Genomic DNA, 16,311 nt, shown 5'->3' with positions numbered 1-16,311 from the left:
CGAGCTCCAACACAACAATGGGAAGGCAAGGAGAACATAAAATGTCTGGAAAACTGATGGCGGCCGTTTCCGCGGCCGTTCTGCTGTGGGCGGTGCCGGCGCTCGCCGACGGCGAACTGCACATCTACAACTGGGGGGACTACACCAACCCCAAGCTGATCGAAAAATTCGAGAAGCAATACAACGTCAAGGTGACGCTGGACGACTACGATTCCAACGAAACCATGCTGTCCAAGGTGCGCGCCGGCAATTCCGGCTATGACATCGTCGTGCCGTCCGACTACACCGTGAAGATCATGGTCGAAGAGGGCCTGCTCGAAAAGACCGAGCCCAACGCGATGCCGAACGGCAAGAACATCGATCCGCGCTTCGTCGACGTCTATTGGGACAAGGGCCGCCACTACACCGCGCCCTGGCAGTTCGGCACGACGACGTTCGCGGTCAACATGGACAAGTTCAAAGGCGACATCGACACGCTGGCCATCCTGTTCGACCCGCCGGACGCGTTGAAGGGCCAAATCAATATGCTCGACGACGTCAACACCGTCATGCATGCGGCCGAGCGCTATGCCGGCGTGCCGCGCTGCGGCGCCGACAAGGCCAATCTGAAGAAGATCAACGACATCCTCGTGGCCGCCAAGCCGTCGTGGAAGACCTTCAGCTATGACACCATCACCAAGATCACTTCCGGCGACGTGATCGTCACCGAACAGTGGAACGGCGCGACCTATCGCTCGCGCCAGAAGATTCCGGCCATCAAATATGCCTATCCGAAGGAAGGCGTCGAGGGCTGGATGGACAATGTCGCGGTGCTGAAGGGCGCCAAGAACCTCGAGAACGCCAAGCTGTTCCAGGACTTCGTCATGGCGCCGGAAAATGCGGCGCTGATCTCGGAATTCGCGGGCTACGACAACGGCATCGCGGGCAGCCACAAGTTCCTGTCGCCGGAGTTCGCCAACTCGCCCGAGATCACTCCGCCCGCCGGCTCGCCGACGCCCGAATTCGTCGAGCCGTGCCCGCCCGACGTGGTGGAGATCTACAACAAGATCTGGACCAACCTGCGCAAATAATTCCGCGCAAAGACGTGGAAGGAGGGGAGGCTCCGGCCTCCCTTTCTTGTGACTGCTACTGTGCATATCGCTCTCCCTTTTGAGCGACATGCCTCGGGAGGAAGCCTTGTCGTCCTATCGCAACTCCGATCCGCGGCCGCCGATCATGCAGGGCTCGCCGCCGAAGCTGGTGCCGCCGAAGCTCGACTGGGACCGGCCACCCTGGAATCGCTGGGCCTTCCAGCACATCCGCGAATTCCTGCCGACGGTCGAGGTGTGGCGCGGCAACGGCCATCGCCGTCGCCTCGAGCGCGCGGAGGTGGATCTCGACGACCTGCCGGTGGTCGACAGCAAGGGAGCGCCGACGACGCTCGCCGGCCTGCTCGACGAAACCTACGCCGACGGCTTCCTGGTGCTGAAGGACGGCAAGGTCGCCTATGAGCGCTACTTCAACGGCATGGACGAGCGCACGCTGCATCTGTCGCAATCGATGGCGAAATCGGTCACCGGCTCGGTGTGCGGCATCCTGGTCGGGCGCGGCCTGATCGATCCGGGCAGACTGGTGACCGACTACCTGCCGGAGCTCGGCGAGACCGGCTGGGCCGGCGCCACGGTCCAGCACGTGCTCGACATGACGACGGGCGTGCGCTTTTCCGAGGAATACACCGACCGCTATTCCGAGATCGGCCAGGTCGACGTCGCGACCGGCTGGAAGCCGATCCCGCCGGGCAGCGATCCGGACTTTCAATGGCCCTCGCACCTGTTCGAGCTGATCCTGCGGCTGAAGGATCAAGTGCGCTCGCATGGCGAGGCGTTCGAATACCGCTCGATCGAGACCGACGTGCTCGCCTTCATCATGGAGCGGGTGAGCGGCAAGCGCCTGGCGCAGCTCGTCTCGGAAGAGCTCTGGCAAAAGCTCGGCGCCGACGAGAGCGCCTGCTTCACCGTCGACAGCGCCGGCTATGCGCTTGCCGATGGCGGCTTCAACGCGACGCTGCGCGACTATGGCCGCTTCGGGCAGTTGATCCTCGACAATGGCGGCGGCGTCATCCCTGCCGACTGGATCGAGGCGACGCGCAGCGGCAAGYACGGGCCGAATTTCAGCCCAAGCCTCCCGGACGGCAGCTACCGCAATCAGTTCTGGATCGAGGATTCGCGCTCGCGCTCGCTGATGTGCCGCGGCGTGTTCGGCCAATTGATCCATATGAGCTGGGAACACAGGATGGTCGTGGTGAAGCTTTCGACCTATCCGGATTTCCTCAACGCCGCCTATTCGGTGGCGACGCAGAAGGCGGTGCATGCCATCGCCGCCGCGCTGGCCTGAATCGCAGAATAAAATCCCGGAGAGTGTCGTGATCGGCAAGAGCGCCTTCGAGGCCAGATACGGCTTTGCCCGCAAGGATGTGCGGCTTGAAACCTGGCGGCTTTCGCCGTTCAACCGATGGTCGTTCCAGAACGTCGGCGAGCTGGTGCCGAGCGCGCATGTCGCCGCGGCGCTGAGCGGCGGAGAGCAGGCGAAATCGCTCGGCGCCTTGCTCGAGGAGAAGGTCTCGCTCGCAGGCGGCAGCGAAACCGTCGGTAGCTTCTTGGAGCGTTCCGATACGGATGGACTGACGATCCTGAAGGCCGGCAAGCTCGTCGGCGACTGGTCGGCGTCGCATATGCCGTTCGGAGCCCGCCACATCATCTTTTCGATCAGCAAGTCGGTGACGGCGATCCTTGCAGGCATATTGGAAGGCGAGGGCGTGTTCGATCCCAACGCGCCGGTGACGCACTACATCCCCGAGGCCAAGGGCTCGGCCTATGGCGATGCCAGCGTGCGCAACGTGCTCGACATGATGGTGAGCCTCGATTTCGAGGAGGCCTATCTCGATCCAGAAAGCGCCTTTGCCCGTTACCGCCGCTCGACGTTGTGGAATCCCGGTGGCGGATCGGAGAGCCTCGCGGCTTTCCTGATGACGATCCAGCGGCTTTCCGAGCCGCATGGCCAGACCTATCGCTACCGCTCGCCCAATTCGGACATGCTCGGCATCCTGGTCGAGCGGGCGTCGGGCATGCGCGTGACCGAGCTGCTCCGTGAAAAACTGTGGCTGCCGCTCGGCGCCGCGAGCGACATGTCGGTGACGGTCGACATGGAAGGCACGGCGCGCACGGCCGGCGGCATGTCGATAACGCCGCGCGACCTTGCCCGCATCGGCGAGATGATGCGGCAGGGCGGCACGGCGAACGGCCGCCGCATCGTCCCGGAAGCCTGGGTGCGCGACACGGTCGCCACCGGCGGCAGCTTTGAGGCCTGGCAGCGCGGCACGATGGCGTTCCTGTTCCCGAAGGGACGCTACCGCAACAAATGGTACCAGACCGGCCATGACAGCGGCGCCTTCTGTGGCATCGGCATTCATGGGCAATGGCTCTACGTCAATCCGAAGACGGAAGTGGTGATCGCCAAGATGTCGTCGCAGCCGGAGCCGGTGGACGACAAGCTGGATGAGGACCTCGTGGCGTTCTTCGAGGCGTTGAGCGGGATGGTGTGAGCGACCAGAGGCTGGTTCCAAGGGCTGTTTTCTGTGGACCTTCGGTGCATGATGAAACCGTTGCCGTTGGCGTAGCGGTTCTCCCGGCCTATGGTCGCCGCTCTTTTCGAGAGGGACCAGCATGGCATCGGACATCAAGCGCATCGCAGCAATCATTGCAGCCGAGATCGGCGCGCGGCCGGAACAGGCCGCGGCGGCGATCGGGCTGCTGGACGAGGGCGCCACGGTGCCGTTCGTGGCACGTTACCGCAAGGAAGTCACCGGCGGGCTCGACGACACGCAGCTGCGCGACCTCTCCGAGCGGCTCGCCTATCTGCGCGAGCTCGATGCGCGGCGCGAGACGATCGTCAGCTCCATCCGCGAGCAGGGCAAGCTGACCGAGGAGCTGGAGGCCAAGATCGCGGCGGCCGCCACAAAGGCGGAGCTCGAGGACATCTACCTGCCCTACAAGCCGAAGCGGCGCACCAAGGCCGAGATCGCCAGGGAGCGCGGGCTTGGTCCGCTCGCGGAGGCGATCCTCGCCGATCGGTCGAAAGTGCCGGCCGAGCTGGCGCTCGCCTATGTCACGGAAGAGGTGGCCGACGCCAAGGCGGCGCTCGAAGGCGCGCGCGACATCCTGTCGGAGCAGTTCGCCGAGAATGCCGATCTGGTCGGCAAGCTGCGCGCCTATATGAAGGAACGCGCCTTCCTGCGCGCAAAAGTCGTCGACGGCAAGCAGGAGGCCGGCGCGAAGTTCGCCGACTATTTCGACCATGTCGAGCGCTGGTCGGGCGTGCCCAGCCACCGTGCCTTGGCCATGCTGCGCGGCCGCAACGAAGAGGTCCTGTCGCTCGATATCGAGGTGGATGCCGACGATCAATCGCCGGTGAAGCCGGTCGAGCGCATGATCGCCAACGCCTATGCGATTGGCGGCAGCTTGCCCGGCGATAAATGGCTGATGGAAGTGGCCGGCTGGACCTGGCGGATCAAACTGTCGCTGCATCTGACGCTCGACCTGATGCGCGACCTGCGCGAGCGGGCCGAGGAAGAGGCGATCCATGTCTTTGCCCGCAACCTGAAGGACCTGCTGCTCGCCGCGCCCGCCGGCTCTCGGCCGACCATGGGGCTCGACCCCGGCATCCGCACCGGCGTCAAGGTGGCGGTGGTCGACGGCACCGGCAAGCTGGTGGCGACGACGACCGTCTATCCGTTCCCGCCGAAAAACGATGTGCGCGGCACGCAGGCTGAACTTGCCGCGCTCATCCGCCAGCATAAGGTGGAGCTGATCTCGATCGGCAACGGCACCGGCAGCCGCGAGACCGAGAAGCTGGTTGCCGACATGCTGTCGGAGCTGCCCGCAGGGGCGGGGCCGAAGCCGCTCAAGGTGATCGTCAGCGAAGCCGGCGCTTCCGTGTATTCCGCGTCGGCGACGGCGGCCGCTGAATTCCCGGGCCTCGATGTCTCGCTGCGCGGCGCGGTGTCGATCGCGCGGCGCCTGCAGGATCCGCTGGCCGAGCTGGTCAAGATCGAGCCGAAGTCGATCGGCGTCGGCCAGTATCAGCACGATGTCGACCAATACCGGCTTGGCCGTTCCCTGGAAGCGGTGGTCGAGGATGCGGTGAACGCGGTCGGTGTCGACCTCAACACGGCGTCGGCGCCGCTTTTGGCGCGCGTGTCGGGATTGGGGCCGTCGCTCGCCGAGGCGATCGTCTCGCATCGCGACGCCGCCGGGCCGTTCGCCAGCCGCAAGGACCTGCTCAAGGTGGCGCGGCTCGGGCCGCGCGCATTCGAGCAAAGCGCCGGCTTCCTGCGCATCCCGAATGGAGCGGAGCCGTTGGATGCTTCCTCTGTGCACCCGGAAGCCTATGGCGTTGCGAAGAAGATCGTTGCCGCCTGCGGCCGCGACGTGCGCGCTTTGATGGGCGACAGCGCCGCGCTCAAGGCGCTCGATCCGCGCGTCTTCGTCGACGAGCGTTTCGGCCTGCCGACGGTGCGTGACATCATTGCCGAGCTGGAAAAGCCTGGTCGCGACCCGCGCCCCGGCTTCAAGACCGCGACTTTTGCCGACGGCGTCGACGACATCAAGGATCTGAAGCCAGGCATGCTGCTCGAAGGCACCGTCACCAATGTCGCCGCCTTCGGCGCCTTCGTCGACATCGGCGTGCACCAGGACGGGCTGGTGCATGTCTCGCAACTGGCCGACCGTTTCATCAAGGATGCGCATGAGGTGGTGAAGGCCGGCGACGTGGTTAAGGTGCGCGTCGTCGATGTCGACATCAAGCGCAAGCGCATCGGCCTGTCGATGCGCAAGGATGGCGGTGAGGGTGGGGCTCCCCGTGGCGGCCAGCGCGACCACGGCGGCGGCAAGCCGGCGCCGCGTTCGCCGGCACCGCAGCGCCAGCCGGAAAAGCCTTCGCAGGGTGCTTTCGGCGCGGCACTCGCCGAGGCGATGAAGCGCAAGTAGCTACCACGCGAGCACTGCCGGCTCCTTGCCGATCTGACCCAGCAGCCAGTCGCGAAAGCTGGCGACCGGCGGATGGCCGCGCTTGTCGTGCGGCACGACCAGGTAATAGGCGCTGCGGCTCTGCATCGGTGTGCCCGGCGCCGGCACCAGCTGGCGGCGCTGCAATTCGCCGGCAATCAGGATTTCCGGCAGCAGCGCCACGCCGAGGCCCGCCATGCAGGCCTGGGCGACCGTGCCGAACTGCTCGAACTGCATGCCCGGACCGGTCGGCGCCTCGAGCCCCTGATGCTCGAACCATTCGCTCCAGGCGCCAGGGCGGGTTGCCATATGCAGCAACGGCAGACGACTGATATCGGATGCCGCGACGACGGCGCGGGTGGCGAGGAACTCGGGCGAAACCACCGGCATCACGGTTTCGCGCATCAGAAGCGTGCTCTCGGCGTCCGGCCAGTCGGGCATGCCGTGATGGATCGCGGCATCGAGCCGCTCGCGGGCAAAGTCGAACCGCCCGATGCGGGTGGCGAAATTGATGGTGATGTCGGGGTGACGGGCGACGAAATCCGGGATCAATGGCATCAGCCAGCGCGTGCCGAAGGTCGGCAGGATGGCAAGGTTGAGAACACCGCTATGCCGATTGCTCATCAATCCAAGCGCAGCATCACGCAACTGGCCAAGCGCGGAGCGCACCGCTTCGGCATAGGTCTCGCCTGCGGCTGAGAGCCGGACGTTGCGGCTGTCGCGCTCGAACAGCCGGCGCCCGAACTGTTCTTCCAACAGGTTGATCTGCCGGCTGACGGCGCCTTGGGTCAGGTCGAGCTCGCGCGCGGCGGCGGTGAAGGAGCCGAGGCGCGCCACCGCCTCGAAGGCGGCGAGCGCGGCGGTGTTCGGCAAAAGGCGGCGCTGGACGTTCATGATCTATTACTAATGCTCATTGATCCGCGATGCAATTTCGTTTGATTTTTCCCTTGTGCGGGCGGATAAGCCGGGCACATCGAAATACTGGGAGCCCGAGGCCATGGCCGCCGAGAAGAACGCTTTCGTCTGGAACGATCCTTTCCTGATCGAGGACCAGCTTTCCGAGGATGAGCGCATGGTGCGCGACGGCGCGGCCGCCTTCGCGGCCGACAAGCTGGCACCGCGCATCGAGGAAGCCTATGCCGACGAGAAGACCGACCCGTCGATCTTCCGCGAGATGGGCGAGGCGGGCCTGCTCGGCATCACCATTCCGGAGGAATATGGCGGGCTTGGCGCCGGATACGTGACCTATGGCCTGGTCGCGCGGGAAGTCGAGCGCATCGATTCCGGCTATCGCTCGATGATGAGCGTACAGTCCTCGCTGGTCATGTATCCGATCCATGCCTATGGCTCGGAAGCGCAGCGCAAGAAGTATCTGCCCAAGCTGGCGTCGGGGGAATGGATCGGCTGTTTCGGCCTCACCGAGCCGGATGCCGGCTCCGATCCGGGCGGCATGAAGACGCGCGCCGAGAAGACAGCCAACGGCTACAAGCTCTCCGGCTCCAAGATGTGGATTTCCAACGCGCCGATCGCCGACGTCTTCGTCGTCTGGGCGAAGTCGGCCGCGCATGACAACCAGATCCGTGGTTTTATCCTGGAAAAGGGCATGAAGGGGCTTTCGGCGCCGAAGATCGGCGGCAAGCTCTCGCTGCGGGCTTCGATCACCGGCGAAGTGGTGATGGAAGGCGTCGAGGTCGGCGAGGACGCGCTGCTGCCCAATGTCTCGGGCCTGAAAGGCCCGTTCGGATGCCTCAACCGGGCGCGCTACGGCATCTCCTGGGGCGCCATGGGTGCGGCGGAAGATTGCTGGCATCGGGCGCGGCAGTACGGTCTCGACAGGAAACAGTTCGGCAAGCCGCTCGCCGGCACGCAGCTGTTCCAGAAGAAGCTCGCCGACATGCAGACGGAGATCGCGCTTGGACTGCAGGGCTCGCTGCGCGTCGGCCGGCTGATGGACGAAGGCAAGATGGCGCCGGAAATGATCTCCATCGTCAAGCGCAACAATTGCGGCAAAGCGCTCGACATCGCCCGCCAGGCCCGCGACATGCATGGCGGCAACGGCATCCAGATCGGCTACCATGTGATGCGCCACGCGCAGAACCTGGAGACGGTCAACACCTATGAAGGCACGCATGACGTGCATGCGCTGATCTTGGGACGGGCGCAGACGGGCCTGCAGGCGTTCTTCTAAGCCGGCAACGCTGCTTAAATTAGGTGCAGCGCAACATCTCTGCTTGGAGAAGGGCCAGCATTTATGTCAGGGTTCGGCGGATTGAAACGCCGAACTCCGGGGCACCATGGCAATTCTGGCAGCCGTCCATCACCTGACCCATTACAAATATGACCGGCCGGTGGTGCTCGGTCCCCAGGTGATCAGGCTGCAGCCGGCGCCGCATTCGCGCACCAAGGTGCTCAGCCACTCGCTGAAGGTCGAGYCGGCAAACCACTTCGTCAATCTGCAGCAGGACCCTTACGGCAACTTTCTCGCCCGCTTCGTCTTCCCGGAACCGGTGAGCGAGCTGAAGATCGAGGTCGACCTCGTCGCCGACATGACGGTCTATAATCCGTTCGACTTCTTCGTCGAGGAGAGCGCCGAGAATTTTCCGTTCGATTACCCGGAAGAGATCAGGGAAGACCTCGCCATCTACCGGCAACCCGAGCCGATAGGACCGCTGTTGTCGAAATTCCTGGAAAGCATCGACCGCAGCCCGGCAAACACCGTCAATTTCCTGGTCGGCCTCAATGCAAGGCTGCAGCGCGAGATCGCCTATATCGTGCGCATGGAGACCGGCGYCTATTCGCCGGAAGAGACGCTTGCCGCCGGCAAGGGTTCATGCCGGGATTCCAGCTGGCTCCTGGTGCAGATCCTGCGCAATCTGGGCATCGCCGCGCGCTTCGTCTCCGGCTATCTGATCCAGCTCAAGCCCGATCTCGTCGCGCTCGACGGACCGCCCGGGACGGCCGTCGACTTCACCGACCTGCATGCTTGGTGCGAGGTCTATATTCCGGGCGCCGGCTGGATCGGTTTCGACCCGACCTCCGGCCTGCTCACCGGCGAAAGCCATGTGCCGCTGGCCGCGACGCCGCATTTTCGCAATGCAGCGCCCATCTCCGGCATGGCGAGCTTCGCCAATGTCGACTTTGGCTTCGACATGCGGGTCGACCGGATCGCCGAGCATCCGCGCATCACCAAGCCGTTTTCGGATGAAAGCTGGGAGGCGCTCGACCAACTGGGCGAAAAAGTCGACGCGGCGCTGAGGGACGGGGACGTGCGGCTCACAATGGGCGGCGAGCCGACCTTCGTGTCGATCGACGATTTCGAATCCGCGGAATGGAACACCGCGGCCGTCGGTCCGACCAAGCGCGACAAGGCCGACCAGCTCATCCGCCGGCTGCGCGAGCGCTTCGCGCCGGGCGGTTTTCTCCACTACGGCCAGGGCAAGTGGTACCCGGGCGAGAGCCTGCCGCGCTGGACCTTCTCGCTCTACTGGCGCACCGACGGCGAGCCGGTCTGGCGCGATCCGTCGCTGATCGCGAAGGAAAACGGTAATGCCGCGGTCGGGCCCGAACAGGCCGAAAGCCTGCTCAAGGCGGTCGCCGGCGAGCTCGGCATCGACAAGGCGATGGTCAGCGAGGCCTATGAGGATCCGGGCGAGTGGCTGCTCAAGGAAGGCAAGCTGCCCGACAATGTCGATCCCTCCAATTCGAAGTTGGAAGACCCGGAAGAGCGCAGCCGCATGGCGCGCGTCTTCGAGCGGGGGCTGACCAGGCCGTCCGGCTATGTGCTGCCGGTGCAGCGCTGGAACAGCCAGGCCGCCGGACAGCGCTGGCGCTCGGAGAAATGGAAGACCCGGCGCGGCCGCCTGTTCCTTGTGCCCGGCGACTCTCCAGTCGGCTACCGCCTGCCGCTCGGCGCGCTGCCTTACGTGCCGCCGGCGCAATTCCCTTATATCGTGCCGGTCGATCCCTCCGTGCCGCGCGGCGCGCTGCCGGCGCGCGATGCCATCCTGCCGGAAGCTCCAGCCGGCGGCGCCGACGAAATGGCGCGTCAGCAGGCCGAGGCCTCCTTCACCGCCGCCACGGCCCAGCAGGACCGGGTCGAGCAGCAACTGACCGAGATCGGCGGCGCCGTGCGCACCGCGCTCACCGTCGAGCCGCGCGACGGGCGGCTCTGCGTGTTCATGCCGCCGGTCGAGGCGCTGGAAGACTATCTCGAACTGGTGGCGGCGGCGGAGAATGCCGCCAAGGCGATCGGCCTGCCGGTGCATATCGAAGGCTACGCTCCGCCGCACGATCCGCGCCTCAACGTCATCCGTGTGGCGCCGGACCCCGGCGTCATCGAAGTCAACATCCATCCGGCCGCGAACTGGCGGGAATGCGTCGCGACGACGAGCGCGATCTACGAGGAGGCGCGGCAATCGCGGCTCGGCACCGACAAATTCATGATCGACGGCCGCCACACCGGCACCGGCGGCGGCAACCATGTCGTGGTTGGCGGCGCGACGCCCAATGACAGCCCGTTCCTGCGCAGGCCGGACTTGTTGAAAAGCCTGGTGCTGCAATGGCAGCGGCATCCGTCGCTGTCCTATCTGTTTTCGGGCCTTTTCATCGGTCCCACCAGCCAGGCGCCGCGCATCGACGAAGCGCGGCAGGATTCCCTTTACGAGCTGGAGATCGCGCTGGCGCAGGTGCCGCATCCCGACACGGGCACGGCACCCTTGCCATGGCTGGTCGACCGGCTGTTCCGCAATCTCCTGACCGACGTGACCGGCAACACGCACCGTTCGGAAATCTGCATCGACAAATTGTTCTCGCCGGACGGTCCGACCGGCCGGCTCGGGCTGGTCGRGTTCCGCGGTTTCGAGATGCCGCCCAATGCGCGCATGTCGCTTGCGCAGCAATTGCTGGTCCGCGCCATCATCGCGCGCGTTTGGAAGAATCCGCTCGAGGGCCGCTTCGTGCGCTGGGGCACCTCGCTGCATGACCGTTTCATGCTGCCGCATCATGTCTGGGCGGATTTCCTCGACGTGCTGGAGGATCTGAAGCTCAACGGCTTCGATCTCCGCCCGGAATGGTTCGCCGCCCAGCTCGAGTTCCGCTTCCCGTTTTGCGGCGAGGTGAGCCATGCCGGCGTCAAGCTGGAGCTCAGGCAGGCGCTGGAACCTTGGCATGTGATGGGCGAGCAGGGCGCGATCGGCGGCACTGTGCGGTTTGTGGACTCCTCGGTCGAGCGGCTGCAGGTGCGCGCCGAAGGCCTCAATCCGGAACGTCACGCCATCGTCTGCAACGGCCGCATCGTGCCGATGAAGGTGACGGACAATCGCGAGGTCGCGGTGGCGGGCGTGCGCTTCAAGGCCTGGCAGCCGGCATCCGGCATGCATCCGGCGCTGCCGGTCAACACGCCGCTGGTCTTCGACATCTACGACCGCTGGTCGGGCCGCTCGGTCGGCGGCTGCGTCTACCATGTCGCGCATCCGGGCGGCCGCAATTACGACACCTTCCCGGTCAACGGCAACGAGGCCGAGGCGCGGCGGCTTGCCCGGTTCGAACCGCGCGGCCACAAGCCGGGCGGCTATGTGCTGCGTGACGAAGAAGCTTCTGAAGAGTTTCCCATGACCCTTGACCTCAGGCGGCCGGCGAGATTCTGATCGACAATGGCCAAGGGGAATCAGAGACGGGCGGGCGGTAGGCCGCGGGCGCAGGGACTGCTGGAACGCTATCGGCCGATCGAAGGCGTCGTCGACGAGATGGTCGACGACTCGGGCAGCCCCCGTCCGGCCTGGCGCTTCTTCATCGACGCGCTCGACGATCTGGGGGCGGAGCGGCTTGGACAGCGCTTCGCGCGCGCCGACCAGTATTTGCGCGACGCCGGCGTCTATTACCGCGTCTACGAACAGGCCGGCGCCAATGAGCGCGAATGGCCGCTCGCGCATGTCCCGCTGCTGATCGACGAGAAGGAATGGGCCGAGATCAGCGCCGGCCTCGTCCAGCGCGCCGACCTGTTCGAAGCGATCCTGGCCGACATCTATGGGCCGAATCGGCTGATCGAGAAGGGCATCCTGCCAGCCGGGCTGATCGCGGCGAGCCCCGAATATCTGCGCCCCGTCGCCGGCGTCTGGCCGGCGAGCGGGCATTTCCTGCATATGGTCGCCTTCGAGCTCGGCCGTGGCCCGGACGGGCGCTGGTGGGTGCTGGGCGATCGCGCGCAGGCGCCGTCCGGCGCGGGCTTCGCGCTGGAGAACCGCGTCGCCACCACGCGCGCGCTGTCGGACGTCTATGGCGAGATGCATGTGCATCGCCTCGCCGGCTTCTTCCGGCGTTTCCGTGACGCGCTGAACGGCATGGCCAAGGAATCCGGTGGCCGCGTCGCCATCCTGACGCCCGGACCGCTGAACGAAACCTATTACGAGCACGCCTATATCGCCCGCTATCTCGGCATCATGCTGCTTGAGGGCGAGGATCTGACCGTTTCCGGCGGCAGGCTGATGGTGCGCACGGTTTCCGGCCTGATGCCGATCGGCGTCTTGTGGCGACGACTCGACGCCGCCTTCGCCGACCCGCTGGAGTTGAGGCCGGATTCGCAGATCGGCACGCCGGGCCTGGTCGAGGCAATCCGGCGCGGCATGGTCTCGGCGGTCAACGCGCTTGGCTCGGGCCTGATCGAGACGCGGGCCTTGCTGTCGTTCCTGCCGAGGATCGCGCGGGAATTACAGGGCGACGATCTCAAGCTGCCGAGCATCGCCACCTGGTGGTGCGGACAGGAGGCCGAGCGCGCCCATGTGCTCGCCAATATCGACCGCATGGTGGTCGGCCCGGCGCTGTCGACCCGGCTTGCCTTCGAGGACGATGGTACGACCCGATTGGGGTCGTCCCTTTCGGCCGGCGAGCGGGCCGAGCTCGTGGCGCGGATCGAGGCGGACAGCGCCGGTTTCGTCGGCCAGGAAGCGGTGACGCTGTCGACCACGCCTGTGTTCGTCGGCGGCGTGCTTGAGCCGCGGCCCGCCAGCCTGCGCGTCTATCTGGCGCGCACGCCGGAAGGCTGGACGGTGATGCCCGGTGGCTTCGCCCGCGTCGGTTTTTCGCTCGACCCGACGGCGATCGCCATGCAGCGCGGCGGCCAGGCGGCGGATGTCTGGGTGGTCAGCGACAGGCCGGTCGAGCACGAGACATTGCTGCCGCAGGAGCATGAGGGCTTCACCCGCACCATGCCGGGCAGCCTGCCCAGCCGCGCGGCGGAGAACCTGACCTGGCTCGGGCGCTATATCGAGCGTTCGGAAGACACCGTGCGCGTGCTGCGCGCCTATCACGTGCGGCTGGCCGAGACATCCGATCCGGATATGCCGCTGCTTGCCGATATCAGGGACTATCTGGAGCCGTTCGGCATCGAGGTCGAAACGGCGATACCGCAGGGGCTGATCGGCACTTTGGACAGCGCGGTCTACAGCGCAGGGCAGATCCGCGACCGCTTCTCTCCCGATGGTTGGCTGGCGCTGAAGGATCTGTCGAAGACCATCCACAAATTCGCCGAAACGGTCGCGCCAGGCGATGACGCGACGCGGGCGATGACGGTGATGTTGCGCAAGCTCGCAGGCTTTTCCGGCCTGTTGCACGAGAACATGTACCGCTTCACCGGATGGCGGTTCCTGGAGATCGGCCGCAGGCTGGAGCGCGGCATCCAGACCGCACGCACGCTTAGCCGGCTGACCAGGAACGGGGCGCCGGAGGGCGCGCTCGACATGATGCTGGAGATCGGCGACAGCGTCATGACCCATCGCCGGCAATATCCGGTGCAGGCCGGGCGGCGCACGGTGATCGACCTGCTGGCGCTCGACCCTCTCAATCCGCGCTCGATCCTGTTCCAGCTCGAGCGGCTRAAGGCGGAGATCGGCATGCTGCCTTCGGTCGGCGGCGAGGGGCATATGTCGCCCGCCGCCAAGGAAATCCTGCAGCTCAACACGGCAATCGCCATCATGGAGCCGTCGGACATGAGCGCCAAGGTGCTCGACGACCTCGCCGGCCAGATCGGCGACCTCTACAACAGCCTCTCGAAGGCTTATTTCGGTTAGAGCATTTCCAGCGAAAAGGATCGCCTTCAATGCTCTATCTCTTTGTTTTTGCGCAATTCCGGACGCAAAACCGCTGCGCACTTTTGCTGGAATTGCTCTAATGCTCTACGACATCAAACTCCATCTGCACTACGACTATGCGGCGGCCGCCGGCGGCGGACGGCACCAGGTGCGCGTGATGCCGCAGACGATCGCCGGGGTGCAGCGCGTGATCGCCGCCTCGCTGTCCTTCCAGCCGCCGCCGGCCGAGCGCGCCGATTTTTCCGATTTCTTCGGCAACAGCGTCACCTCGATCGCCTTTCGCGACGCCCACGAGACGCTCGACATCCGAATGAACGCGCGCGTCTCGGTCTCGCGGCCCGAGCCTGATCTTGATGTCTCGCCCGACATAAGCGGGCTGAGATCGGAACTCGACCTGGTGCGCTCGCTATCGCCGTCCGCGCCGCATCATTTCCTCGCCGCCAGCGATCATGTCGGCATCGACGCGGCGATCACCGCCTATGCGCGGGAGAGCCTTGCCGGTTCCGCCGTGGCCACGGCGGTCGATCTGTGCAACCGCATCCATCGCGACTTCACCTATGACGGTAAGGCAACCACGGTGCAGACGCGGGCCAGCGATGCCTTCGCGCTGAAGCGCGGTGTCTGCCAGGACTTCTCGCACATCATGATCGCCGGCCTGCGTGGGCTTGGCATTCCGGCCGGCTATGTCAGCGGCTTCCTGCGCACGATCCCGCCCAAGGGCAAGCCTCGGCTCGAAGGCGCGGACGCCATGCATGCCTGGGTCAAGGCCTGGTGCGGGCGCGATGCCGGCTGGCAGGAGTTCGACCCGACCAACGGCATGCGGGCGAGCAACGACCATATCACCGTCGGCTATGGCCGCGACTATTCCGACGTGGCGCCGATCGTCGGCGTGCTGAAGACGACGGGCGGCCAGGTCGGCGAGCAGGCGGTCGACGTCATTCCGGTCGCTGCCTGACGCGTCAGTCATTCGCACTGCGGGTTTGCATTCGGAACCAGTCTTCGCCGCGCGGCTTTATCTACGGGTCATTTCGCGGAGCCGGCATGCTGCAGCATTTACAATTGTCATCGGACCGTTCGGCGCGGGCCGAGGAAACCCGAAGGAACGGCGCCCGCACCTCTGTCGAAGGCACATCGCTCAATTATGTAAGCGATGCCGATCCCGGCATCCGCAGATTGAGGAAGGGTACGGGATTCACCTATGTCTGCGCCGACGGCGGAACCGTCGACGAAACGACCCTTGCACGCATCAAGGCGATCGTTATCCCGCCGGCCTGGACGGATGTGTGGATCTCGCCCGATCCGGACGGCCATATCCAGGCGACAGGCCGGGATCAGCGCGGCCGCAAGCAGTATCGCTATCACCCGCAATGGACCGAGGAACGCGACGGCGTCAAATATTCCAGTCTCGTCGCTTTCGCCGAAAGCCTGCCTGCGCTGCGGCGGCAGATCGATACGGACCTGCGCCGGCACGGCCTGCCCTTGGAGCGTGTCGTCGCTTCGGTGGTCTGGCTGCTCGACAACACAATGATCCGTATCGGCAACGCGGCCTACGCACGCGACAACAAGAGCTTTGGGCTGACCACGCTGCGCGACCGCCATGTCGAGATCACCGGCTCCAGCCTGCGCTTCGCCTTCAAGGGCAAGTCGGGCAAGGAATGGAAGCTGAAGCTGGTCGATCGCCGGATAGCCAAGGTCGTGCGCGGCGCCCAGGATTTGCCGGGACAGAAGCTGTTCCAATATCTCGACGAGGATGGCGACCGGCGGCCGGTGCGCTCGGAGGACGTCAACCGCTATATCCGTGATGCCTCCGGCGCCGACTTCAGCTCCAAGCATTTCCGCACCTGGGGCGGCACGATCCATGCTGCGTCGCTGTTTGCCGCGACCGAGTTGCCGGAAAGCAAGACACAACAAAAACGGGTGGTCAACAGTGTCGTCGACAAGGTCGCCGAGCGGCTGGGAAACACCCGGGCGGTTTGCCGCAGATGCTACATCCATCCGCTGGTATTCGAGACATGGAGCCAAGGACGACTGCTTGACGAAATGGCCGAGGCCAACAAGCGCAAGCGCCTGATATCCGGGCTGGACGAGGAAGAAACGCTGGTCCTCAGGTGGCTCCAGGCGCACGGCGCCTGACAGGCAAGCGCAAAGATCGCCAAGTCCGTGATCCGTCGATACATTTTTTTATC

The 16,311-nt window shown here is 65.3% G+C and carries 10 protein-coding genes; 9 read left to right on the top strand and 1 reads right to left on the bottom strand.

What is annotated here, in order from left to right; all coding sequences use genetic code 11:
• The first annotated feature begins 41 nt into the window (after positions 1-41).
• From LCM4577_RS05185 to LCM4577_RS05170, 4 genes are all read left to right on the top strand, one after another.
• Positions 42-1,070 carry an extracellular solute-binding protein gene (locus tag LCM4577_RS05185; RefSeq protein ID WP_040989917.1) on the top strand — a complete coding sequence of 343 codons (1,029 nt, stop codon included), beginning with the start codon at positions 42-44 and terminating at the stop codon, positions 1,068-1,070.
• 106 nt (positions 1,071-1,176) lie between these two features.
• Positions 1,177-2,373 carry a serine hydrolase gene (locus tag LCM4577_RS05180; RefSeq protein ID WP_083354640.1) on the top strand — a complete coding sequence of 399 codons (1,197 nt, stop codon included), beginning with the start codon at positions 1,177-1,179 and terminating at the stop codon, positions 2,371-2,373.
• A 28-nt stretch (positions 2,374-2,401) separates the two neighbouring features.
• Entirely contained in the window at positions 2,402-3,580 is a 1,179-nt protein-coding gene (locus LCM4577_RS05175) for a serine hydrolase (RefSeq protein ID WP_071070594.1), read from the top strand.
• Positions 3,581-3,701: 121 nt separating this feature from the next.
• Positions 3,702-6,023, top strand: coding sequence for a Tex family protein (locus LCM4577_RS05170; protein ID WP_071070036.1), 2,322 nt, complete (start codon positions 3,702-3,704; stop codon positions 6,021-6,023).
• Here LCM4577_RS05170 and LCM4577_RS05165 read toward each other — a convergent pair whose 3' ends face one another.
• Entirely contained in the window at positions 6,024-6,935 is a 912-nt protein-coding gene (locus LCM4577_RS05165) for a LysR family transcriptional regulator (RefSeq protein WP_071070034.1), read from the bottom strand.
• 103 nt (positions 6,936-7,038) lie between these two features.
• Here LCM4577_RS05165 and LCM4577_RS05160 point away from each other — a divergent pair, with 103 nt between their 5' ends.
• The 5 genes from LCM4577_RS05160 (at position 7,039) to LCM4577_RS05140 (ending at position 16,258) form a co-directional block, all read left to right on the top strand.
• Positions 7,039-8,229, top strand: a complete 1,191-nt coding sequence (locus tag LCM4577_RS05160) for an acyl-CoA dehydrogenase (RefSeq protein WP_041004648.1) — start codon at positions 7,039-7,041, stop codon at positions 8,227-8,229.
• 106 nt (positions 8,230-8,335) lie between these two features.
• Positions 8,336-11,686: a DUF2126 domain-containing protein gene (locus tag LCM4577_RS05155; protein ID WP_071070032.1), complete on the top strand. Its 3,351-nt coding sequence runs from the start codon at positions 8,336-8,338 to the stop codon at positions 11,684-11,686.
• 6 nt (positions 11,687-11,692) lie between these two features.
• Positions 11,693-14,104, top strand: coding sequence for a circularly permuted type 2 ATP-grasp protein (locus LCM4577_RS05150; RefSeq protein ID WP_071070029.1), 2,412 nt, complete (start codon positions 11,693-11,695; stop codon positions 14,102-14,104).
• Positions 14,105-14,204: 100 nt separating this feature from the next.
• Positions 14,205-15,080, top strand: coding sequence for a transglutaminase family protein (locus LCM4577_RS05145; RefSeq protein ID WP_071070027.1), 876 nt, complete (start codon positions 14,205-14,207; stop codon positions 15,078-15,080).
• Between the two features lie 86 nt (positions 15,081-15,166).
• Positions 15,167-16,258, top strand: a complete 1,092-nt coding sequence (locus tag LCM4577_RS05140) for a DNA topoisomerase IB (protein WP_071070025.1) — start codon at positions 15,167-15,169, stop codon at positions 16,256-16,258.
• Positions 16,259-16,311: the final 53 nt, after the last annotated feature.

Source organism: Mesorhizobium sp. LCM 4577, from assembly GCF_001854795.2.
Lineage (GTDB): Bacteria > Pseudomonadota > Alphaproteobacteria > Rhizobiales > Rhizobiaceae > Mesorhizobium > Mesorhizobium plurifarium.
This window is presented reverse-complemented; position numbering and strand designations above follow the sequence as displayed.

Bases quoted from the DNA above. Each gene is read 5' to 3' on its own strand.
- LCM4577_RS05145 (WP_071070027.1), top strand. From the start codon at position 14,205: ATGCTCTACGACATCAAACTCCATCTGCACTACGACTATGCGGCGGCC.
- LCM4577_RS05170 (WP_071070036.1), top strand. From the start codon at position 3,702: ATGGCATCGGACATCAAGCGCATCGCAGCAATCATTGCAGCCGAGATC.
- LCM4577_RS05160 (WP_041004648.1), top strand. From the start codon at position 7,039: ATGGCCGCCGAGAAGAACGCTTTCGTCTGGAACGATCCTTTCCTGATC.
- LCM4577_RS05165 (WP_071070034.1), bottom strand. From the start codon at position 6,935: ATGAACGTCCAGCGCCGCCTTTTGCCGAACACCGCCGCGCTCGCCGCC.
- LCM4577_RS05140 (WP_071070025.1), top strand. From the start codon at position 15,167: ATGCTGCAGCATTTACAATTGTCATCGGACCGTTCGGCGCGGGCCGAG.
- LCM4577_RS05185 (WP_040989917.1), top strand. From the start codon at position 42: ATGTCTGGAAAACTGATGGCGGCCGTTTCCGCGGCCGTTCTGCTGTGG.